The sequence below is a fragment of the Paradevosia shaoguanensis genome, from assembly GCF_016801025.1.
GTDB lineage: Bacteria > Pseudomonadota > Alphaproteobacteria > Rhizobiales > Devosiaceae > Paradevosia > Paradevosia shaoguanensis.
Map to the genome: position 1 here is coordinate 3,388,365 of NZ_CP068983.1, position 21,019 is coordinate 3,409,383.

At 64.3% G+C, this 21,019-nt stretch carries 19 protein-coding genes; 15 read left to right on the plus strand and 4 right to left on the minus strand.

Translation table 11 applies throughout. The features are described 5' to 3' along the window. The first annotated feature begins 2 nt into the window (after positions 1-2). The 4 genes from JNE37_RS16380 to JNE37_RS16395 all read left to right on the plus strand — a co-directional run bounded on the left by JNE37_RS16380 (position 3) and on the right by JNE37_RS16395 (position 6,072). Positions 3-431: a DUF6468 domain-containing protein gene (locus JNE37_RS16380; protein ID WP_035028961.1), complete on the plus strand. Its 429-nt coding sequence runs from the start codon at positions 3-5 to the stop codon at positions 429-431. Then, entirely contained in the window at positions 428-1,297 is an 870-nt protein-coding gene (locus tag JNE37_RS16385) for a MotE family protein (protein ID WP_203063858.1), read from the plus strand. The genes JNE37_RS16380 and JNE37_RS16385 overlap by 4 nt, the downstream gene beginning before the upstream one ends. A 344-nt stretch (positions 1,298-1,641) precedes the next feature. Beyond that, positions 1,642-2,574 (plus strand): IS110 family RNA-guided transposase, encoded by a 933-nt coding sequence (locus JNE37_RS16390; RefSeq protein WP_203063860.1) that lies wholly within the window; start codon positions 1,642-1,644, stop codon positions 2,572-2,574. A 231-nt stretch (positions 2,575-2,805) separates the two neighbouring features. Continuing rightward, entirely contained in the window at positions 2,806-6,072 is a 3,267-nt protein-coding gene (locus JNE37_RS16395) for a tetratricopeptide repeat protein (RefSeq protein ID WP_203063862.1), read from the plus strand. Between the two features lie 239 nt (positions 6,073-6,311). On the opposite strand, the gene fliP is transcribed toward JNE37_RS16395, so the two are convergent. Both fliP and JNE37_RS16405 read right to left on the minus strand, forming a co-directional pair. Then, entirely contained in the window at positions 6,312-7,097 is a 786-nt protein-coding gene (gene fliP / locus JNE37_RS16400) for a flagellar type III secretion system pore protein FliP (protein ID WP_246513683.1), read from the minus strand. Next, entirely contained in the window at positions 7,051-7,686 is a 636-nt protein-coding gene (locus JNE37_RS16405; protein ID WP_203063864.1) for a FliO/MopB family protein, read from the minus strand. The genes fliP and JNE37_RS16405 overlap by 47 nt, the downstream gene beginning before the upstream one ends. A 172-nt stretch (positions 7,687-7,858) precedes the next feature. Between JNE37_RS16405 and flgB the strand changes: the two genes are divergently transcribed. The 9 genes from flgB to JNE37_RS16450 all read left to right on the plus strand — a co-directional run bounded on the left by flgB (position 7,859) and on the right by JNE37_RS16450 (position 14,619). Further along, complete coding sequence (flgB, locus tag JNE37_RS16410) at positions 7,859-8,266, plus strand: flagellar basal body rod protein FlgB (RefSeq protein WP_052152025.1); 408 nt, start codon at positions 7,859-7,861, stop codon at positions 8,264-8,266. 11 nt (positions 8,267-8,277) lie between these two features. Further along, the gene (flgC, locus tag JNE37_RS16415) at positions 8,278-8,691 is read left to right on the plus strand and encodes a flagellar basal body rod protein FlgC (protein WP_035028968.1); all 414 of its coding nucleotides are present in this window, start codon (positions 8,278-8,280) and stop codon (positions 8,689-8,691) included. 12 nt (positions 8,692-8,703) lie between these two features. Beyond that, positions 8,704-9,027 (plus strand): flagellar hook-basal body complex protein FliE, encoded by a 324-nt coding sequence (gene fliE, locus JNE37_RS16420; RefSeq protein ID WP_035028973.1) that lies wholly within the window; start codon positions 8,704-8,706, stop codon positions 9,025-9,027. 29 nt (positions 9,028-9,056) lie between these two features. Continuing rightward, the gene (locus tag JNE37_RS16425) at positions 9,057-9,323 is read left to right on the plus strand and encodes a flagellar biosynthetic protein FliQ (RefSeq protein WP_035028977.1); all 267 of its coding nucleotides are present in this window, start codon (positions 9,057-9,059) and stop codon (positions 9,321-9,323) included. A gap of 3 nt (positions 9,324-9,326) precedes the next feature. Next, the gene (gene fliR / locus JNE37_RS16430; RefSeq protein WP_203063867.1) at positions 9,327-10,094 is read left to right on the plus strand and encodes a flagellar biosynthetic protein FliR; all 768 of its coding nucleotides are present in this window, start codon (positions 9,327-9,329) and stop codon (positions 10,092-10,094) included. A 40-nt stretch (positions 10,095-10,134) separates the two neighbouring features. Continuing rightward, entirely contained in the window at positions 10,135-11,229 is a 1,095-nt protein-coding gene (gene flhB, locus JNE37_RS16435) for a flagellar biosynthesis protein FlhB (RefSeq protein ID WP_203063869.1), read from the plus strand. A gap of 73 nt (positions 11,230-11,302) precedes the next feature. After that, positions 11,303-13,849 carry a cell cycle histidine kinase CckA gene (gene cckA, locus JNE37_RS16440; RefSeq protein ID WP_203063870.1) on the plus strand — a complete coding sequence of 849 codons (2,547 nt, stop codon included), beginning with the start codon at positions 11,303-11,305 and terminating at the stop codon, positions 13,847-13,849. Between the two features lie 162 nt (positions 13,850-14,011). After that, on the plus strand, positions 14,012-14,194 hold the full coding sequence (locus tag JNE37_RS16445; protein ID WP_203063872.1) for a type II toxin-antitoxin system HicA family toxin: 183 nt from the start codon (positions 14,012-14,014) through the stop codon (positions 14,192-14,194). A 5-nt stretch (positions 14,195-14,199) separates the two neighbouring features. Then, a complete protein-coding gene (locus JNE37_RS16450; RefSeq protein WP_203063874.1) occupies positions 14,200-14,619 on the plus strand; it encodes a type II toxin-antitoxin system HicB family antitoxin in 420 nt (139 codons plus the stop codon). On the opposite strand, the gene JNE37_RS16455 is transcribed toward JNE37_RS16450, so the two are convergent. Beyond that, positions 14,616-15,644: an aldo/keto reductase gene (locus JNE37_RS16455; protein ID WP_203063876.1), complete on the minus strand. Its 1,029-nt coding sequence runs from the start codon at positions 15,642-15,644 to the stop codon at positions 14,616-14,618. The genes JNE37_RS16450 and JNE37_RS16455 overlap by 4 nt on opposite strands. Positions 15,645-15,728: 84 nt before the next feature. Beyond that, a complete protein-coding gene (gene araD1 / locus JNE37_RS16460) occupies positions 15,729-16,724 on the minus strand; it encodes an AraD1 family protein (protein WP_203063878.1) in 996 nt (331 codons plus the stop codon). Between the two features lie 334 nt (positions 16,725-17,058). Between araD1 and recA the strand changes: the two genes are divergently transcribed. Both recA and alaS read left to right on the plus strand, forming a co-directional pair. Then, on the plus strand, positions 17,059-18,132 hold the full coding sequence (recA, locus tag JNE37_RS16465) for a recombinase RecA (RefSeq protein ID WP_035028994.1): 1,074 nt from the start codon (positions 17,059-17,061) through the stop codon (positions 18,130-18,132). A gap of 234 nt (positions 18,133-18,366) precedes the next feature. Then, complete coding sequence (alaS, locus tag JNE37_RS16470) at positions 18,367-21,015, plus strand: alanine--tRNA ligase (RefSeq protein WP_203063879.1); 2,649 nt, start codon at positions 18,367-18,369, stop codon at positions 21,013-21,015. Positions 21,016-21,019 lie beyond the last annotated feature (4 nt).

Consider the following 21,019-nt stretch of genomic DNA (forward strand, 5'->3'; position numbering starts at 1 on the left):
AAATGACTTTCGGGCTTCTCGTTGAAGGCTCTGTTGCCATTCTTCTGGCGGTGACCATCGGCTATTGCGTGGTGCTCAATGCGCGCCTCAAGCGCCTGCATGGCGACCGCGATGCGCTGAGGCAGATGGTGGGCGACCTCGTCCAGGCCACCAATCTCGCCAATGCGGCGATCAAGGAACTCAAGGTCACGGCCATCGAGACGGACCAGACGCTCAATGCCCGCCTCGAAGAGGCCGAGCGGTTCGGCGTGGAGCTGGCCAGCCACATCAATGCCGGCCAGGCGCTGATGGAGCGGGTGGCCAAGTTCACCAGCGCCGCGCGTCATTCCAAGTCGCTGGAGCCCGAGCCCCGCGCCGAAGAGCCCAGCCTGGTGAAGTCGGCTCTGCAGGCGCTGGCAACGCACGAGCGCATGCGGGGTAACGCAGCGTGAAATCGATCCGACTTCTCCCGGTCGTGGTCTTTGCTTCGCTGGCGCTGCTGGCGTTCAAGACGATCGGGCTGGTTACCAGTGGCAGCTATGTGCTGACAGGCACGAGCTCCGCGGTTGCCGCCGGTGGCGGCGCGGCGGAGCCGGCGTCGGGCGAGACGCTTACAATTCCTCCCGAGCCCACGCTCGAGGACAAGGCGCCGACCCTCTCGGACGGCGCTCCCACCATGCCGCTCGCCGCGCCTGCCGCTGCCGGCGGGCACGGGGAGGGGGCTCCGGCTCCCGCCACGGAGGGCGAGCATGGGGCTGAATCCGCCGCAGCTCCGGCTGCCGAGGAGGCCATTGCGACCGGTGCGCCGGACATGACCGCCGAAGCTCCCGCCGCGCAGCCCGAAGGGCAGCAGATCGGGGAAACCGAGCGGACCATTCTCAACCGCCTGGCCGAGCGCCGTTCGGAGCTTAATGGCATCGAAGGCGAACTCGCCACCCGCCAGCAATTGGTGGAGGCCGCCGAGCGCAAGCTTGCCGAGCGCACCGCGGCGCTGCAGGCGATCGAGGCGCGTATCAACGGGCTGGTCGACCAGCAGAAGTCGATCGACGAGGCGCAGTTCAAGAGTCTGGTCTCGATGTACGAGAACATGAAGCCGGCCGATGCGGCCAAGATCTTCGATGCGCTCGATATCGACGTGCTGCTGCGCGTGGCCAAGGCGATCAATCCGCGCAAGATGGCCCCGATCATGGCCAAGATGAACCCCACGGTGGCCCAGGTGCTCACCGTCAAGCTAGCCGCCGTCAACCCGGTGACGCAGCCGACGACGATGGCCAGCACCGACCTCAATGCGGAACTGCCGCAGATCGTCGGACAATAGGAATTCTGCTCTGGAGGCAGTCGGAAGGCGGGCGAAAGCCCGCCTTTTGTTTGGGTGCTTTAGGGGGAGAATGAGCTGGCGGGCATGCTTTCCAACTACTCACTTCCCCCAACCACGGAACTTCCCCGGGCGGAGACCCGGGGCCCATTGCACCGCTCCACTCGAGTGGAGGTATCCGTGGGCCCCTGTGTAATTGTGCTGTGCCATATTGGGTACGGGCGGGAGACCGTTGGGCCCCAGGTTTAAAGACCGAGAGCCGGCACGGGTCCCCGCCCGCTTTGACAAACACCTGAACAGTTGCACGAGGCCGCTTGAGACGGACCTCGGATCACAGGGACAGGCCCATGACCCTATCACCGACCTGGATTGGAATCGACGTTTCGAAAGCCTGGCTGGATATCGCCTCTTCCGGCGGGGAGGGCGTGCAGCGGATCGCCAACACGATGGACGCCATCGCCGCATTCGCCGCCACGCTGGAGCGGGAGGGCACTCTCGTGGTGCTGGAGGCGAGCGGGGTTTACGACAGGAGCTTGCGCGCCGGACTGGCGCTGGCCGGGATCGGCCATGTCCGGGTCAATCCGCTGCGGGCCCGTGACTTTGCGCGGGCCAGCGGCCAGCTCGCCAAGACCGATGCGCTCGATGCGGCCATGCTTGCCGAAATGGGCCGGGCCCTGCGCCTCGTGGCCGACCCGCTGCCCGAGGCCGGACGCGAGCGGCTCGGCCTGCTCAGCCGCCGCCGCGACCAGTTGGTGGCCATGCGCACCCAGGAAAAGCAGCGCCGGATCGAGATGACCGATCCCTTCATCGGCGCCGACCTGGACCGGCACCTGGCCGGCCTCAACCAGGCCATCGCCGCCATCGAGGTCGAAATCCAGAACCAGATCGGCAGCGATGCCGCCCTGGCACAGGACCAGGCCCTGATCCGCTCGGTGCCCGGCATCGGCCCGGTCACCGCCTCTGTCCTGGCCGCCCTGATGCCCGAACTGGGCCGGCGCTCGGGCAAGCAGATCGCCACCCTGGCCGGGTTGGCCCCGCTCAACAACGATAGCGGCCTACGGCGCGGACAGCGCTCCATCCGCGGTGGCCGCCGCCGCGTCCGCCAGGCCCTCTACATGGCCGCCGTCGCATCCTTGCGAACACAATCGCCTCTCAACGCCTTCTACCACCGCCTGCGCCAGGCCGGAAAACCACCCAAGCCTGCCCTCGTCGCCCTCGCCAGAAAGCTCCTCGTCACCATCAACGCCATGATGAAAACCCGAACACGCTTCGCAACCTGAATTACAGTTGCCGGCTCTTCGGCCGGGGAAGTGCGGTGTTGGGGAAAGAGATGCGGGTTCATGCCCACTCCCCACTTCCCACCTCTCCCGCAACCCCACATTCCCCTTTAGCGCCCCGTTAAGTCCAAGCCGCTAATTTGCATGGGTAAATCTGGGCGCGGTCAGGCAGTGTTAGTTTCAGTGAGTGCGTATGTGGGGCGGGCTTTTGCCGGCGCGGTTGTGAAGTGCGCGGTGGCGGCTTCGCTTTTGGTGGCGTTTTCCATTCCGGCATGGGCGGCGGACAAGGCGCAGCTTTTCGTTACGGCCGAGCAGGGCTATGGCCGGATGATCCTGAGCTTTCCAGGCCTCTACGAGATGCCCAAGCACCAGGTGAAGATGGAAAACGGTGTGCTTGCGGTCACGTTCGACGAACCCATCGACATCGCGCTGCCCGACGTCACCAAGATCCTGCCTGATTTCATTTCAGTTGGCCGCGTCGACCCGGACGGGCGCGGCGTGCGCTTTGCACTGCGGACCAAGCTCAACTTCAACCCGATGGAAGCGGGCGAAAAGCTCTTCCTCGACCTGATGCCGGCCAATTGGCAGGGTATGCCGCCTTCGCTGCCGCCCGAGATCATCGCCGACCTGGCGCGCCGGGCCGAAGAGGCCGCCAAGCTTGCCGAGCAGAAGCGGCTGGCCGAAGAGGCCGCGATCATCAAGCCGGCGGCGGCGCTGCGCGTCGGCCGTAATCCGACTTTCACGCGCCTGCAATTCGACTGGTCGGCCGATACCAAGGCCTCCTTCTCGATGGATATGAGCAATATCGCCACGCTCACGTTCAACTGGCCGGTGCCGGTGGAACTCTGGCAGCTCAAGGCCGACATGCCCGCCGAGATGAAGGCCGTCGACAATCTCGTCAGCCCGGCGGGCAGCGAGATCAAGTTCCGTATCACCGAGGGCGTGACGCCCCGCTTCTATGCGACGTCCGACCGCCAGTTCATCGTCGATCTCGACGTGCAGGATCCGCAGCAGGTCAAGCCGATCGATGCAGCGGCGCTTCTCGAAGCCAGCCGGCCCAAGGCGCCGGTGGCGAGCGAGCAGGACGAGAACGTGCCAGTGGTGGGGCCGACGCCGGCCAGCATCACGCCGTTCTTTGCCGCCGTGGGCTCGACCGTCCGGCTGGTCTTCCCGTTCGACCAGGATACGCCGGCTGCCGTCTTCCGGCGCGGCGACTCGCTCTGGATGGTGTTCGACACCATGACCGGCATCAATCCGCCGCCGGCCAATCCGGGGTTCGACGCCATCGCCCGCAGCTTTACCGTCGTGCCCTCAGGCGACACGCAGGTGATCAAGCTCGAACTCAATGGTGATCGGCTTGCAACGCTGGGCTCGCAGGGCAAGGCCTGGGTGCTCTCGCTGGGCGATGTGCTGCTGACCCCGACCGAGCCCCTGGCGCTCAACCGCCGCCTCGACCGCGAGGGGCTCTACGAGATGACCGCCGACCTGCAACGGCCGGGCAAGGTGCATGAATTCATCGACCCGGTGGTTGGCGATACGCTCTCGGTCATCACAGCTTACCCGCCGGCACGTGGCGTTACGCGCGACCAGGCGTTTGTCGATTTCTCGGCGCTGCGCTCGGTGCATGGCCTCGTGATCCGGCCGAACCGCGAGGGGCTGGATGTCGATATCGATTCCCGGCTCGCCGTGATCCACAGCCCCGCCGGCCTTACCGTTTCCTCGATCGACAGCCGCCGCGCGGTCGATTTCGGCGACGGCACCAGCCGCGAGAGCTTCATCGATCTCGCCGCGTTGCAGGAAACCAATCCGCTCGTCTTCACGCGCTACCGCGACCAGTTGATGAACGACACCTCGGCCACGGATGGCCGTGCGCGCGATGCGGCGCGGTTGCAACTGGCGCAATATCTCGTGGCGAACCGGTTCGGGCTCGAGGCGCTGGGCGTGCTGCAGGTGATGGATGAGGGGTTGGTGGATGCTTCGCTCAAGCGGCAGCTCCAGTTCACCACGGCCATCGCCAATGCCGAATCCGGCCGCGCCAAGGACGCGCTGGAAGTGCTCAATTCCGACGGCATGGCCGATGACATGGATGCGCTGCTGTGGCGGACGATCGCCAAGACGGAGAGCGGCGACTTCCGTGGCGCGCGCGGCGATTCCCTCGGCGCCGAGGCTGGGCTTGAAAGCTACCCGGCCTGGGTGCGCTCGCGCTTCCTGCTGGCGGCGATCCGCTCGTCAGTAGAAACGAGTGACGAGTCGCTGGCCAATCACTATCTGGGCATGGTCGACGTCGCCCGGCTCGAACCCGAGCAGGTGAGCGAGCTACGCCTTCTTTCCGGCCGCGTCGACGAGTTGATGGGCCGCAACGACCAGGCGCTGGATGCCTATGGCGAAGTGATCGCGGCCGACTATCGTCCGTCGCGCGCCGAGGCGGTTTACCGCACGCTCGCCATTCTCAAGCAGCAGGGAAATCTTGACGCCGACAAGGCGGTGAAGACGCTGGCGGCCGAGGCCATGCTCTGGCGTGGCGGTGAGCTGGAAGCGCAGATGCAGAAGCTTCTGGCCGAGCTTTATTTCGACCGTGGCGAATATCGCGCCGGGTTCGAGGTGGCCAAGCAGGCTTCGGTGTTCCATGGCGACAGTTCCGCGACCAACGGCCTTGCCGACGAAGCGGCCACGCAGTTTGCCGACCTCTATCTCAACGGCCGCGCCGATGCGCTGGAGCCGGTGGATGCGCTGAGCCTCTTCTACGATTTCCGCGAGCTGACCCCGCCGGGCGCGCGCGGCGACGAGATGATCCGCAACCTGGCGCGCCGGCTGGTCAAGGTCGATCTCCTGGCGCAGGCGGCGGAACTGCTGCAATACCAGATCGACAGCCGCCTCAAGGGCGTGGCGCAGGCGCAGGTCGGCGCCGACCTCGCCGTGATCTATGTCGCCAACCGCGATCCGGAAGCGGCGCTGCGGGTGCTCAACAAGACGCGCCTCGCCGACCTGGCGCCGACGCTCGAGCGGCAGCGCCGCATTCTCGAGGCGCGGGCGATGATCGATGCCGGGCGCGACGACCTGGCGCTCGACATGCTCTCGCGCATGAACGGGCGCGACGTCGATCTGCTACGGGCCGATGCCCACTGGAAGGCGCATCGCTACACCAAGTCGGCCGAGCTCATGGAAGCGCTCTATGCCGCCCCTCCGACCGGCGAGCCGATGCCGCAGGCCAGCCGCATGGCCATCGTCAAGGCAGCGGTGGGCTATGTACTGGGCAACGACGCGCTGGGGCTCTCGCGCCTCCGCACCAAGTATGGCGACCAGATGGCCAATTCCCCGCAATGGGCGATGTTCGACTTCGTCACCAGCCAGATCAGCGCCCCGTCGCCGGCAGAGTTCACGCAGGTGGCCAAGGCGGTGTCGGGTATGGATTCGCTCAATGCGTTCCTGGCGTCGTACCAGGAGACCTATGGCGCGAAGGACGGGTTGGTGCCGGATGGCACGAAGGCAGGGGCGGCGTAGGCGCGCGGGCTTCACCCTTGCCTTGCCCCGCGATGGAAGACCGGCTGACGCGAGAACGACCTAAGGGGCCGGGCGCCTAGCTTTCAAGTATCACCGCACTTCCCCGGCCGGAGAGCCGGGGCCCATGGATACCTCCACTCGAACGGCGCGGTGCAATAGGTCCCGGGTCTTCGCCCGGGGAAGTAAGGGGTGGGGGTGGTGCGGTGCTGGAAGCCCCTGGGAGGGGACAGGAGCAACCGCTAGCCGCTTACGAAACTCCGCACGAGCGAGCCGGCGACCAGGTTCCAGCCGTCCACCAGCACGAAGAAAATCAGCTTGAACGGCAGCGAGATAATCACTGGCGGCAGCATCATCATGCCCATGGACATGAGGACCGAGGCCACGACCATGTCGATGACGACGAAGGGGATGAAGAGCAGGAAGCCGATTTCGAAGGCGCGGCGCAGTTCCGAGATCATGAAGGCCGGGACGAGGATCTGCAGCGGAACGGCCGAGACTTCGTCGGGGGGCTCCTGCCCGGAAAGGTCGTAGAAGAGGGCCACGTCCTTGTCGCGCACATTGGCGGACATGAAGGCGTGGATGGGCACCGAGCCGCGCTCGAAGGCCTGCTGCACGGTGATCGAATTGCTCATCAGCGGGGCGATGCCGACATTGTAGGTCTGTGTCAGCGTCGGGGCCATGATGAAGGCGGTGAGGAAAAGCGCCAGCGAGACCATCACCGAGTTCGGCGGGGCCGTCTGGAGGCCGATGGCCGTGCGCAGCAGGGAGAGCACGACCACGATGCGGGTGAAGCTCGTGACCATCACCAGGATCGAGGGCGCCAGCGCCAGGATGGTGATGAGGCCGATGAGCTGGACGGCGCGCTCGGTGAGCGAGGCGTCGTTGCCGAAATCGATGTTGAGATCCTGGCCGAAGGCAACGGCCGGGATCAGGAGCGAGAGGGCGAGCGCGACGAGGCCGAGCGCCCAGCGGACGCGCCTAGTGCGAGTCGGCCGTGCGTGCCGTCGGGTTATCGCTCTGAGAATCGTCACCACCCCGTGCCCCTGCATCATCCGGATGGCCCGTTCTAGCTGAGTCGTCCGCAGGCGAATCGGCATTTGCGTGGATTGCCACAGGTTCGGCGTCCTCATTGGCGCGCATGAAGCCGGTATGGCGGAGCGAGGTCGACTGGCGGGCCGGCGGGGGTGCGGCAAGTTCGCGCAGCTTGTTGGCCGCCGGGCGCAGTGCGGGCTCGACCGCGGGGACGGGAGCCTGGGAGGCGCTTGCCGGCTTGGCCGGCGTCGGCGGGGCAGGGCGGCGCAACGGCTGGCGTGCCTGCTGCTGCTCGGCGGGGATGCCGGTCTCGATCACGACGTCCTGCGGGCCACCCAGGAGGATGAGGTGTTCCACGTCGTCGCGGCGCACGATGACGAGCTGGCGCTTCTGGTCGACGGCAAGGCTATCCACCACGGAAAGCCTACGATTTTTGCCGCGGCCGACATTGTTGGAGGCGCGGAAGATGAACTTGAGCAGCCAGAGGGCAAGAATGATGAGAACGAGCACGATGCCCAGTGCCAGCACGGCATTGAGAATCGCACCCTCAGAGCCTCCGAACAGGCCCGTCAAAAACTGCATCTAGGCGTCTCCAGAATCACGCACGTCGACAATCAAGCGGGAAGATATTGCCTATATAGACCGTGCAAGTTGCAAATTGCGAGAGTTTCGGTCCGTCAAAACCCGTGGATTAACTATCTGTTAACCATTCGGGCGGCACAAATTGCCCACTGGTTTCGGGGGTTACACGGCCATGGGGCTCGGCCAAATTCCGCTGTTCGCAGCGATGACGGAAAAGATGCGCTGGCATCAGGCGCGGCAGAACCTGCTCGCGCAGAATGTCGCCAATGCGGAAACGCCCGGCTATCGCGGCCGTGATCTGCGCGCCTTCGATTTCGAAGACCACATGGCCAACAAGTCGACGGCCGAGGTCACGACGGCGGCGACCAATCCCAAGCATATTTCGGTGTCGAGCGGGTCCGGCGACGGTTTCCAGTCGCGCCGCCTCAACAGCTTCGAGATCACGCCCGAAGGCAATGGCGTGACGCTCGAGGACGAGATGATGAAGGTGACCGGTAACCAGATGGATTACCAGGCAGTCACCACCCTTTACACGCGTTCGGTGCGGCTGTTGCGGACCGCACTTGGCAAATCCGCTTAGGAGGCGACGCCGTGACCGACTTCTCCAATTCCATTCGAATCGCGGCCACGGGCCTGCACGCCGAGACGGCGCGCATGCGGGTGATCGCCGAGAACCTCGCCAACGCCGATTCGGCGGGCAAGGCTCCGGGCGAGGATCCCTACCGGCGCAAGATTCCGACCTTCAAGGCCGTGTTCGACCAGGAGCTCGGCGGCACCTCCGTGCAGGTCGGCAAGCTGGCCTATGACATGAGCGAATTCACCACCCGGTACGAACCCGGCCATCCGGCCGCCGATGCCAGCGGCATGGTCCGCTACCCCAATGTCAACGCGCTTATCGAAACCATGGACATGCGTGAGGCCCAGCGCACTTACGAGGCGAACCTCAACGTCGTGTCATCGACTCGCTCCATGCTCGGCCAGACGCTGAGCATTCTTCGCGGATAAGGACAAATCTGAATGGCCACTCCCTTCAACGCTGCGGCAGCCGCCTACGGCAACGCCGCCAAACTCCTCACCCAGGCGACCGAAGGGCCGCCCGAAATGCTCAACCAGGGCGGCCAGGGCCCGGACTTCGCCAAGATGCTCGCCTCCAGCGTGCAATCTGTTGTGGATACCGGCCGGTCCTCCGAGCAGTTGTCGCTTGATCTTGTGAACGGCAAGGCGAATGTGGTCGACGTGGTGACCGCCATCTCGCAGACCGAAATGGCTGTCGAGACCATGGTCACGGTGCGCGACCGGGTGATTTCGGCCTACGAAGAAATCATGCGGATGCCGATCTAGCCCGGGGCAGGCGCCCCAAAGAGGCACGCATGACTGGACTTCAGGTCCTCGACATCAGCCGCGAAGGCATATGGACGCTGATCATCGTGGCAGCGCCCATGATGCTGGTGGGGCTGGTCGTGGGCGTCATCATCGCGCTGTTCCAGGCGCTGACGCAGATTCAGGAACAGACGCTGGTTTTCGTGCCGAAGATCCTGGCGATCTTCATCACCATGCTTGTCGCGCTGCCGTTCATCGGCGCGCAGATGGCAATGCTGATGGTGCATATTTCCGATCTCATCGCCACGGGCGGCTGATCGATGACGATCGGCCTCGACTGGCTGCCGCAGACCGCGTTTCTCTACCTCATCGTCTTTGCGCGGGTCGGCTCGATGCTGATGCTGATGCCGGCGCTGGGCGAGACCTCGATTCCCGCCCGTATGCGGCTGAGCTTCGCGCTGGTCTTCTCGCTCGTGCTCTACCCGCTGCTGAGCGGGCAATTGCCGGCGCTGCCGGACGAGCTCATGGCCATCGTCGTGCTGCTCGTCCACGAGATCATCATCGGTCTGATGCTGGGCGCGCTGATGCGCTTCTTCGTCTCGGCGGCGCAGGTGGCGGGTTCGATCATCGCCTTCCAGATCGGCCTCTCCGCCGCGATGATGGCCGACCCCAACCAGGGCGGGGTGCAGGGTGCGGTGTTCGGCACGTTCCTCTCGTTCCTCGGCGTGGCGCTGATCTTCGCCACCGACCTCCACCACATGGCGCTGAGCGCCATCTATGACAGCTATTCGGTGTTTTCGCCTACCGATCCGCTGATGGCGGGCGACGCCGCGCAGGCGGCTATTCGCGCCGTGACCGGTGCCTTTACCGTCGGCGTCCAGATGGCGGCGCCCTTCATCGTCTTCGGCCTGATCTTCAACCTGGGCATGGGCATCCTCTCGCGGCTGATGCCGGCGCTGCAGGTTTATTTCATGGCCATGCCGGCCAATATCGGGGTTGGGCTCGTTCTCTTCGCCCTGCTGCTGGCCATGATGATGGGCTGGTACCTCACGCATTTCGAAGCCGAACTCGCGACGCTGAGGGTGTGATGGCGCAGGGTGCATCTAGCCATCGTTCGGGAGCCGCCGCATGAGCGATGAAGCTCCGGAAGAATCCTCGAAAACGGAAGACCCCTCCGCCAAAAAGCTGGAGGACGCGCACAAGCGCGGCGACGTGGTCAAAAGCCAGGAGGTCACCACCTGGTTCATGCTGCTGGGCGCTGCCGGGCTCATGGCCATGCTGGCGCCGGGCACCAGCGCGGGGCTGGCCGGGACCTTCAAGATCCTCCTCGCCAATGCCGATCAGTTCGAGGTTGGCGGGCCGGCCCTGGGGTCGTTCCTCTGGGGGCTCTGGGGCTCGATCATTCTCGTGGCGCTGGTGCCGCTGGTGGTGCTGACGGCCTGCGCCATAGCAGCCAACCTCATCCAGCATCGGCCGCTGCTCTCGCTGGAGCCCATTACGCCCAAGCTGTCGAAGATCTCGCCGCTCGCGGGAGCCAAGCGCCTGTTTTCGACGGAGGCGCTGGTCAATTTCGCCAAGGGGCTGGCCAAGCTCAGTATTGTCGGCGCCGCCATCTTCTTCGCCGTCTGGCCCGAGCGGGACCGGATGGACACGATGATGACCACCGATCCGGCGATGATCCTGGAAACCTTCCAGTCGCTGGGGATGAAGGTCATCCTCTCCTCGCTCATCGCCGTCACCTTCATCGCGCTCGCCGACTATCTCTACCAGCGCAACAAGTGGTGGAAGCGGCAGAAGATGACGCTTCAGGAAGTGAAGGACGAGTTCAAGCAGATGGAAGGCGACCCCAAGATCAAGGGGCGCATCCGTCAGTTGCGCATGGAAAAGAGCCGTCAGCGCATGATGGCCGCCGTGCCCGATGCGACCGTGGTGGTGATGAACCCAACCCACTACGCGGTGGCGCTCAAATACGACAAGACCATGCAGGCGCCGATCTGCGTGGCCAAGGGCGTGGATGCGGTCGCGCTGCGCATTCGTGGCGTCGCCGAGGAGAATCGCGTGCCTGTAGTGGAGAATCCGCCGCTCGCGCGTGCGCTCTATGCGAGCGTCGAAATCGACGACACGATCCCTGCAGAGCATTTCAAGGCGGTGGCACAGGTCATCGGCTACGTCATGCGGCTTAAGGACAAGCGCGCGTGGCGCGGTTCTGAACCGCGAAATTAGCCTTTGGCCTACCCAAGGCGTTAAGCCATTTGCTACCACAGTCGAGGCGTGATTCGGTGGTGACATAACCCGCATGGCAGCTTCCCCGCTCGACGAGAATATTTATCCTGAACCTCTCGTTTCGCGGCCCCGTGGTGGGTCGGGATTGTGGCGCGTCGTGGCGCTGGCGATTTTTCTCATCGCCCTGGCGAGCGCCTACGCGATTTTCAGCGATCGAATTCCCGCCGATGCCATGCTGCTGGCGCTCGGTCTTCTGGCCGTTGTCGGCGTCTTCTGCCTCTTCGCGCTGGCTGCCGGCCTCTTCCGGTTCGCGGGCAATGAAGAGAAGCGCACGCTGGCGAGCGTGATCGTCGACAGCCTGCCGTTCGGCGCGGTCGTGACGGATCGCGAAGGCAAGATTTCCTACGTCAATGCCGAGTACGGCAACTTTGCCGGCGGCATTTCCAACGGCGTGCCGGTCAGCGTGACGCGCCTCTTTGCCGGCCAGCCCGAAGCGAGCGAGGCGGTCTACCGCCTGTCGCGCGCCGCGCAGGATGGGCGTTCGGCGACTGAGGACATTCGCCTGGTCGGCGGGCTCGATGGCACTGCCGCTGATTTCGGCCGCCCCTTCTGGTATCGCGTCGCGGTGCGTCCGCTGCCCGAGATCGACCGCTCGGAAAAGCCGCTGGTGCTCTGGTCGGTCGAGGAAATCACGCGCGACCGCGAGCGGCAGGAAAATGCCTTCCTCGAGTTGCAGCGCGCCATCGACTATCTCGACCATGCGCCGGCCGGTTTCTTCTCGGCCGATGCCGATGGGCGTGTGCAATACCTCAACTCGACGCTGGCCGACTGGCTTGGCTACGACCTTGCCGAGTTCGAGGCCGGCACCGTGCGCCTTACCGATATCTGTCGCGGCGACAGCGCGAGCCTTCTTATGCGTGGGCGCGGTGACGGCGAAATCCGCACCGAGATCATCGATATCGACTTCGTGCGCCGCAACGGTACCTCGATGGCCGTGCGCCTGCTGCATCGCGCCGCCCGCCTCGCCGATGGCGAACTGGGCGAGACGCGTACCCTCGTGCTCGACCGCAGCCGCGGCGCCGACAGCGAGGAAGCGCTGCGCGCCGCGGAAGTCCGCTTCTCGCGCTTCTTCAACGATACGCCGTTCGCCATTACCACGCTCGATGGGGAAGGGCGCATCGTGCGCACCAATGCCCCGTTCAGCCGCATCTTCAACTGGTCGGGCGAGCAGCAGACGCTCGAAAACCTGCCAATGGCGAACCTCATCGCCGACAACAGCCGCGCGGCGTTCCAGGTCGCCGTCACCGCCGCCACGCAGCACCGCTCCGAGATTGCGCCTGTCGATGCGCTCCTGGCAGGCGAGGGGGACCACGCCGTTCGTCTCTACGTTTCCGGATCCGAGCAGAGCGAGGATTCCGCCGAGCAGGTCAATGTCTACGCCCTCGACATGACCGACCAGCGCAAGCTCGAAGCCCAGTTCGCGCAGGGTCAGAAGATGCAGGCCGTCGGCCAGCTCGCCGGTGGTGTGGCGCACGACTTCAACAACGTGCTCACCGCCATTATCGGCTTCTCGGACCTGCTGCTGCTCAAGCACAAGCCGGGTGATCCGTCCTTCGGCGATCTGATGTCGATCAAGCAGAGCGCCAACCGTGCTGCCGGTCTTACGCGCCAGCTGCTGGCCTTCTCGCGCCGCCAGACGCTGCGGCCGCAGATTCTCGAAATCCCGACCAACATCGACGACCTCACCGTGCTGCTCAAGCGCCTCATCGGCGAGACCATCACGCTGGAGGTCAATCACAGCGACAAGATCTGGCCGGTGCGCGCCGACCTCGTGCAGCTCGAGCAGGTGATCGTCAACCTCGTCGTCAATGCGCGCGACGCCATGCCCAATGGCGGCAAGATTTCCATCCGCACCGGCAACGTCACCGCCGCGCAATCGACCGATTTCCATTTCACCGGCATGCCGACAGCCGACTACGTGCTGATCGAAGTGGAAGACACCGGTACGGGCATGACCCCGCAGGTGCTCGAAAAGATTTTCGAGCCCTTCTTCTCGACCAAGGAGCTGGGCAAGGGCACCGGCCTGGGCCTCTCCACGGTCTACGGCATCGTCAAGCAGACCGAGGGCTACATCTACCCGGTCTCGCAGGTCGGCGTCGGCACGACGTTCAAGATCTTCCTGCCGCGCCACGTGCCCGCCGAGGGCGAACTCACCCAGAAGGCCGTCGCCGCTCCGGTCAAGGACCTCACCGGCCACGAGCGCATCCTGCTCGTCGAAGACGAGGAAAGCGTCCGCGCGTTCTCCGCCCGTGCCCTCAAGACCACAGGCTACGAAGTCTTCGAGGCAGATTCCGGCGAAGAGGCGCTCGAAGTGCTCGAAGAGATCGGCTACGAGGTCGACCTCATCATCTCGGACGTCGTCATGCCCGAAATGGACGGCCCGGCGCTCCTCAAGCGCGTCCGTCAGACGAAGCCCGACATCAAGGTCATCTTCGTCTCCGGCTACGCCGAAGAGAGCGTGCGCAAGGACATCGAAGACGACCAGAGCGTCGAATTCCTGCCCAAGCCGTATTCGCTGGACCAGATCAATTCGAAGGTGAAGGAAGTGCTGGCGGAGTAGGGTGGGGGGCAAGTCCCTCGCTGCCATAAACGTCGCCGCCGTGTTTGCCTTCGCGCCAGTGAAGACCGGGGGCTATGCTGGCCTTCGGCATTTGTCACAATTGCCGGCCAGATGCGCCGCGTGAAACACTTCTGTTAATAGCAACAGAAGTGTTGTATCCTCATGACGAGTGCTCAGTTCAGGCGCTGGTTGGCTAAACAGGGTTGCACGTTCGAGCCCGGTAATGGTGGCCATCTCCTCGTGCGTCGAGGAAACACACGCTCCGTTCTTCCAATGCACGGCAGTGGCAAGGAACTGGGAACGGGCCTGGTCCGCAAGATCAAGAAGGATCTCGGTTTGGAGTGAATGGCATGCGTTACGCCGTGGAACTGACGCCTGATGATAATGGCACATTACTCGCCACAGTGCCGGATCTGCCTGAAGTTGCGACATTCGGGGAAAACGAGGAGGTTGCCCTGGGGCATGCAATCGATGCGATAGCAACCGCGATTCAGGGGCGTATGTCCGACCGGGAAACTGTTCCTGAGCCGGGCCCGGTCGGGCAACATAGTGTTACCTTGCCTGCCTTGTCCGTGATGAAAGTTGCCCTCTATCGGGCCATGCTCGCCGCGGGTCTGCGCAAATCCGACCTCGGACGCCGGCTGGGCTGGAAACCGGCACAGGTCGATCGGCTGTTCAACTTGCGCCACGCATCAAGGGTCGATCAGATCGAGGAGGCCTTTCGCGTATTGGGCAAGTCGCTTGAAATTGAGGTGCGGGACGCAGCCTAAACCGCCTGCCCCCCTGGCAGTGGCGTTCCGCCCGACAGCAATCCCTTGTCCGCCAGAGCGCTCCAGAATCCATCCGGAATATTCACCTGCCACCAGCCCAGAATCCCCTCCAGTTCCTGCGGGCTGCGTGGCCCGGGGAGCACGGTGCAGACGGCCGGATGCGTCAGTGGGAATTGCAGGGCGGCGGCGGGCAGGGGGACGTTGAAATCGGCGCAGATGGTCTCGATGGCGCGGACGCGGTCGAGCACATCCTGCGGCGCGGCGACGTAGTTCCACGTCGTGCCGCCCACCAGGATGCCTGAATTGAAGGGCGCTGCGGCCACGACCGAGGCCTTGCGCTTGATGCAGGTCGAGAGGAACGGATTGAGCGAGGTCTGTTCCAGGAGCGTGTAGCGGCCGGCGAGCAGGAACACGTCCCAGTCGCCGAGCTCGAAGGCATCCATGAGCACTTCCCACTCATTGACGCCCAGCCCGAAGGCCGAAATCTGCCCCGAGCGCTTGAGCTCCTCCAGGGCCTTGTAGCCGCCTGTCTCGAGCTGCTTCCAGAACGGCTGATTGCCCTCGACGCCATGCGTGCCGACGCCGATATCGTGGACGTAGAGGATGTCGATCTTGTTGAGGCCCAGTCGCTGCTGGCTGTCCTCGAACGAGCGCATGATGGCGTCGTAGGAATAGTCGAAGATTTCCTCGAAGGGCAGGGCGCCGGCAAACTGGAAATCAGCCGGGCGCGGCCCGAAAAGCGGCTTGAGCAGGCGCCCGACCTTGGTCGAAAGCACGGTGCCCGCGCGGCGATCGCGCAGCACGTCGCCCATAAGGCGTTCGGAGAGGCCGGTGCCGTAGCGGGGGGCGGTATCGAAATAGGTGATGCCGGCATCGAGCGCAGCAGAGACCGTGGCGCGCGCCTCCTCTGGCGGCACGCGCTCGCGCATGCCGGCCAAGGTCGCCCCGCCCAGCCCGAGCGTCGTGATCCTGAGGTCGGTTTCTCCGATCCGCCGGGTTTCGAAAACTGGTTTTGCGCCTGCCATGTCGCCCTCCCTCGAGCTGCCTCTAACTGACATGTTAGTGGCGCGAGGTAAAGCGGTGCCGATGAAAAGCGCTGGTTGCGGCGATCAATAAAGCGGCTTGATCTCCACCGTTTCGGCCTCTTCCCAGGCCACCGCATTGCGCAGCGGCGCACCGAATTGCGGCTCGGCGATCTCGAAGACGTCGCCTGCCTCGGTCTTGATGCCGTCGGCAAAGCTCAGTGTCGCCGTACCGAACATGTGCACGTGCACGTCGCCCGGATTGCGGAAGAGCTCGTATTTGAAGTGGTGGTATTCGAGATTGGCGATGGTGTGGGACATGTTGTCCTCGCCCGAGAGGAACGGCTTCTCCCAGAACACTTTGCCGTCCCGCAGGATGCGCGACATGCCCTCGACATTGCGCGGCAGTTCACCCAGGCGCAGCTCAGGCCCGAACGAGCAGGCGCGTAGCTTGGAATGGGCGAGGAAGAGGTAGTTCACGCGCTCCGTCACATGGTCGGAAAATTCGTTGGCGAGCGCAAAGCCGAGGCGGCGCGGATTGCCGTCCTGGTCGATGATGTAGATGCCCGCGATTTCCGGCTCCTCGCCGGCGTCCCGTGCGAAAGCCGGGGAGGGGATGGGGCGACCGGGCGGAACGACCGAGAAACCGTTGCCCTTGTAGAACCATTCCGGCTGCACGCCGACATGACCCGGCGCCGGCTTGCCGCCTTCCAGGCCCATGCGGAACATCTTCATGGAATCGGTGAGGTTTTCCTCGGCTTGCGCGCCGTTCGACTTGTGCATGGCGTCGCGCGTCGCCGCCGAACCGAGATGGGTAAGGCCCGTGCCGGTGACATAGAGATGGGCCGGATCGGGATGGTCGATCGGGGAAAGCAGGCGCCCCTCGGCCATCAGCGCCACGACATCGACCTCTGCACCCAGCCCTTTCTCGGCAATGATCGTGCCGATGCCGACCTGGCGATCGATGGCGGCCAGCGCCAGGTCGTAGACGCTCGTCGCGTCGCGGACGATGCGCGCCACGCCGTCCTCGACGGCTGCCACGGCCCTATCGCCGTTGTCGTCATGGAACTGGATCAGGTTCATTGCCGTGCCTCCCTCAAGCGTAGCGGGCATAAAACGCAAGGGGGCGCAGCGGGGCAAGAGCTAAAACGTCAAGCCATCAAAAAATCCGGTCTTTATCGAATGTTTCGATGCATTGCGGTGCCGTGAGAAATCCCAATTGGTGAGAGGGGAGTTTAGGGGCAACGCTGGGCGAATCCCGCTGGCATGCGGTTTCTCATGAGTTCAGGTGTTCTCATTTTTCGTGTTGACTTTTTGGAAACAAAATGAGAACAAAATAGGCACATTAGATGGACAGAAAACAGCGGTTCGGACGCGTTGCACCGGTGCCGTTGGCGTGAAATAAGGAGCGGGACTCATGTCGACACCACTGCGCGTTATCGAGGGAACCATGGATAAGGACAAGGCGCTCGCGGCTGCACTCAGCCAGATCGAGCGCAATTTCGGCAAGGGCTCCATCATGCGCCTTGGCGAAAATTCCTCCATCGAGGTCGAGGCCATCTCGACCGGTTCGCTGGGGCTCGATATCGCTCTGGGCATCGGCGGCCTGCCGCGTGGCCGAATCGTGGAAGTGTTCGGGCCGGAAAGCTCGGGCAAGACCACGCTCGCTCTGCATGTCATCGCTGAGGCACAGCGCAACGGCGGCATATGCGCATTCGTGGATGCCGAGCACGCACTCGACCCGGTCTATGCCCGCAAGCTCGGCGTCAATGTCGACGACCTGCTGATCTCCCAGCCGGATGCCGGCGAACAGGCGCTCGAAATCGCTGATACACTGGTGCGTTCCGGCGCCATCGACGTGCTCGTGGTCGACTCGGTGGCTGCGCTCACCCCGCGCGCCGAACTCGAAGGCGAGATGGGCGATTCGCTGCCGGGCCTCCAGGCACGCCTCATGAGCCAGGCCATGCGTAAGCTCACCGCCTCGATTTCCAAGTCGAAGGCCATGGTGATCTTCATCAACCAGATCCGCATGAAGATCGGCGTGATGTTCGGCTCGCCCGAAACCACGACGGGCGGCAACGCGCTCAAATTCTACTCCTCCGTCCGCCTCGACATCCGCCGTATCGGCGCGATCAAGGACCGCGAAGAGGTGGTGGGCAACCAGACCCGCGTGAAGGTCGTCAAGAACAAGCTGGCACCGCCGTTCCGTCAGGTCGAATTCGACATCATGTATGGCGAAGGCATTTCCAAGATGGGCGAGCTCATCGATCTGGGCGTCAAGAGCGGCATCGTCGAGAAATCGGGCGCCTGGTTCTCCTATGACAGCCAGCGCCTCGGCCAGGGTCGTGACAATGCCAAGCAGTTCCTCAAGGACAATCCGCAGGTGGCCGCCCAGATCGAGCAGGGCGTTCGCGAGAGCGCGGGCCTGATGGGCGATGCCCTCATCACTGCCGGCAGCCCGGAATCGGATGCAGAGGGCACCGAGGAATAGCCAGAAATTCCTTCCGAGAGAGACCTGGGGCGTCGCGTGAGCGGCGCCCTTTTTGTCTTTGGAGGGAGCGCTGACCTTTTGGTCGTGCTGCGCGGGCATCAACGCTGGTGTTACCGGCCGCGCTCGTCCACTGCGCCGCTGGACGAACCCGCACCCGCGCGATAGAAAGCCCGGTCAAATTTCCAAGGGTGCGCTCGGGGGCGTGCCACCTTTTCCGCGAGGAATGCCTATACCATGACCAGCGTAAACGACATCCGGTCGAGCTTCCTGAACTACTTTTCCCGGGAAGGCCACGAGGCAGTGCCGTCGAGCCCGCTCGTGCCGCGTAACGACCCCACGCTGATGTTCACCAATGCCGGCATGGTGCAGTTCAAGAACGTCTTCACCGGCGTCGAGAAGCGTCCCTATTCGACCGCGACCACCGCGCAGAAATGCGTGCGCGCCGGCGGCAAGCACAACGACCTCGACAATGTCGGCTTCACCGCGCGCCACCACACGTTCTTCGAGATGCTGGGCAATTTCTCGTTCGGCGATTACTTCAAGGAACGCGCCATCGAACTGGCCTGGAACCTCCTCACCAAGGAATGGGAACTTCCGCGCGAGCGCCTCTCGGTTACCATCTACCAGGATGACGACGAGGCTCACGCCCTCTGGAAGAAGGTTGCCGGGCTTTCGGACGACAAGATCGTGCGCCTCGGCGCCAAGTCCAATTTCTGGCAGATGGGCGATACCGGCCCCTGCGGTCCGTGCTCGGAAATCTTCTACGATCACGGCGACCACGTCTGGGGCGGCCCTCCGGGTTCGCCCGATGAGGACGGCGACCGCTTCATCGAGATCTGGAACCTCGTGTTCATGCAATACGAGCAGCAGAACGACGGCACCCGTATGGGCCTGCCGCGCCCCTCGATCGACACCGGCATGGGCCTCGAGCGCATCGCCGCCGTCATGCAGGGCGTTCACAACAATTACGACATCGACCTCTTCAAGGCGCTGATCGCGGCTGCCGCTCAGGCCACCGGCACGCAGCCGGATGGCGACGGCAAGACCTCGCAGCGCGTCATTGCCGACCACCTGCGCTCGATGTCCTTCCTCATCGCCGAGGGCGTGCTGCCCTCCAATGAAGGCCGTGGCTATGTGCTGCGCCGCATCATGCGCCGCGCCATGCGTCATGCGACTCTGCTGGGCTCGAACGAGCCCGCAATCTTCAAGATGGTGCCCACCCTCGTGCGCGAAATGGGCCAGGCCTATCCCGAGCTCGTGCGTGGCGAAGCCATGATCGAGGAAACCATTCGCCTCGAGGAACACCGCTTCCTCAAGACGCTCGGCCGTGGCCTCCAGATCCTGTCGGATGAGACCAAGGACATGGGCGAGGGCGCGGTGCTCGATGGCGCCACCGCCTTCAAGCTTTACGACACCTATGGCTTCCCGCTGGACCTGACTGAGGACGCCCTGCGCACGCGCGGAATCACCGTCGACCAGGCCGGTTTCTCCACCGCCATGGAGGCCCAGAAGGCCGAGGCTCGCAAGAGCTGGGCCGGCTCGGGCGAAAGCGCCGACGACAAGGTGTGGTTCGCGGTTGCCGACAAGGTCGGCCCCACCGAATTCCTCGGCTACGAAACCGAGAATGCCGAAGGCCAGGTGACGGCTTTGGTCAAGGACGGCGCCATCGTTGACAGCCTCAAGGCTGGCGAAGAGGGCTATGTCATCCTCAACCAGACCCCGTTCTATGGCGAAAGCGGCGGCCAGGTCGGCGATACCGGCTCGTTCAAGGGCGATGGCGTGGCGGCCGAAGTGGTCGATACGTCCAAGCATCACGGCGTCTTCACTCACAAGGTCAAGGTCACCGAGGGTGAGGTCCGCAACGGCCAGTTCCTGAGCCTCGACGTCGATCATTCGCGCCGCTCGGCCATCCGTTCCAACCACTCCGCCACGCACCTGCTGCATGAGGCGTTGCGCCTGATCCTGGGCGATCACGTCGCCCAGCGCGGCTCGCTGGTTTCACCCGATCGCCTGCGCTTCGACTTCGTGCACACCAAGCCCATGACGCCGCAGGAAATCGCCGAGGTCGAGGACCTCGCCAACGCGATCGTACTGCAGAACGCGCCGGTCGAGACGCGCCTGATGGGTGTGGACGACGCCAAGGCGTCGGGCGCCCGTGCGCTGTTCGGCGAAAAGTACGGCGACGAAGTGCGCGTTGTCTCGATGGGTGATCCCACCGGCAACACCCTCGGCTGGTCGGTCGAACTCTGCGGCGGCACCCATGTGCGTCGCACCGGTGATATCGGCCTCATCACCGTCGTGGGCGAAAGCGCCGTGGGCGCTGGCGTCCGCCGTATCGAAGCGCTGACCGGCAAGGCCGCGCGTCATCGCGGCAACGAGAATGCCGCCATCGTCGCCAACGCGGCTTCGCTCCTGCGCTCGGGTACGACCGAAGTGCTCGACCGTATCGAGGCGCTGCAGGAACAGCTCAAGCGCTCGGAAAAGGCGCTGAGCGATGCCAAGCAGAAGCTCGCCATGGGCGGTGGCGCCGGCGCGGCTCCGGCCACGGCCGAAACCATCAATGGCTACAACTTCGTCGGCCGCGCCGTCGAAGGCCTGCAGCCCAAGGATCTGCGCGGTCTCGTCGATCAGGCCAAGAAGCAGGTCGGCTCGGGCATCGTTGCCATTATCGGCGTCACCGAGGACGGCAAGGCGGGCATCGCCGTGGGTGTCACCGAGGACCTCGTCGGCAAGGTGTCGGCGGTCGATCTCGTCCGCGTCGGTTCGGCCGTGCTGGGCGGGCAGGGCGGTGGCGGCCGTCCCGACATGGCCCAGGCCGGCGGTCCGGATGGCTCGAAGGCCAATGATGCGCTGATCGCCATCAGGGAAGCGCTGGCGAGCTGATCAC

Bases quoted from the DNA above. Each gene is read 5' to 3' on its own strand.
- JNE37_RS16450 (WP_203063874.1), top strand. From the start codon at position 14,200: ATGCGTTACGCCGTGGAACTGACGCCTGATGATAATGGCACATTACTC.
- cckA (WP_203063870.1), top strand. From the start codon at position 11,303: ATGGCAGCTTCCCCGCTCGACGAGAATATTTATCCTGAACCTCTCGTT.
- alaS (WP_203063879.1), top strand. From the start codon at position 18,367: ATGACCAGCGTAAACGACATCCGGTCGAGCTTCCTGAACTACTTTTCC.
- fliE (WP_035028973.1), top strand. From the start codon at position 8,704: ATGGCCACTCCCTTCAACGCTGCGGCAGCCGCCTACGGCAACGCCGCC.
- JNE37_RS16455 (WP_203063876.1), bottom strand. From the start codon at position 15,644: ATGGCAGGCGCAAAACCAGTTTTCGAAACCCGGCGGATCGGAGAAACC.
- recA (WP_035028994.1), top strand. From the start codon at position 17,059: ATGTCGACACCACTGCGCGTTATCGAGGGAACCATGGATAAGGACAAG.
- flgB (WP_052152025.1), top strand. From the start codon at position 7,859: ATGGGGCTCGGCCAAATTCCGCTGTTCGCAGCGATGACGGAAAAGATG.
- JNE37_RS16425 (WP_035028977.1), top strand. From the start codon at position 9,057: ATGACTGGACTTCAGGTCCTCGACATCAGCCGCGAAGGCATATGGACG.
- flhB (WP_203063869.1), top strand. From the start codon at position 10,135: ATGAGCGATGAAGCTCCGGAAGAATCCTCGAAAACGGAAGACCCCTCC.
- fliR (WP_203063867.1), top strand. From the start codon at position 9,327: ATGACGATCGGCCTCGACTGGCTGCCGCAGACCGCGTTTCTCTACCTC.
- JNE37_RS16380 (WP_035028961.1), top strand. From the start codon at position 3: ATGACTTTCGGGCTTCTCGTTGAAGGCTCTGTTGCCATTCTTCTGGCG.
- JNE37_RS16405 (WP_203063864.1), bottom strand. From the start codon at position 7,686: ATGCAGTTTTTGACGGGCCTGTTCGGAGGCTCTGAGGGTGCGATTCTC.
- araD1 (WP_203063878.1), bottom strand. From the start codon at position 16,724: ATGAACCTGATCCAGTTCCATGACGACAACGGCGATAGGGCCGTGGCA.
- JNE37_RS16445 (WP_203063872.1), top strand. From the start codon at position 14,012: ATGACGAGTGCTCAGTTCAGGCGCTGGTTGGCTAAACAGGGTTGCACG.
- JNE37_RS16390 (WP_203063860.1), top strand. From the start codon at position 1,642: ATGACCCTATCACCGACCTGGATTGGAATCGACGTTTCGAAAGCCTGG.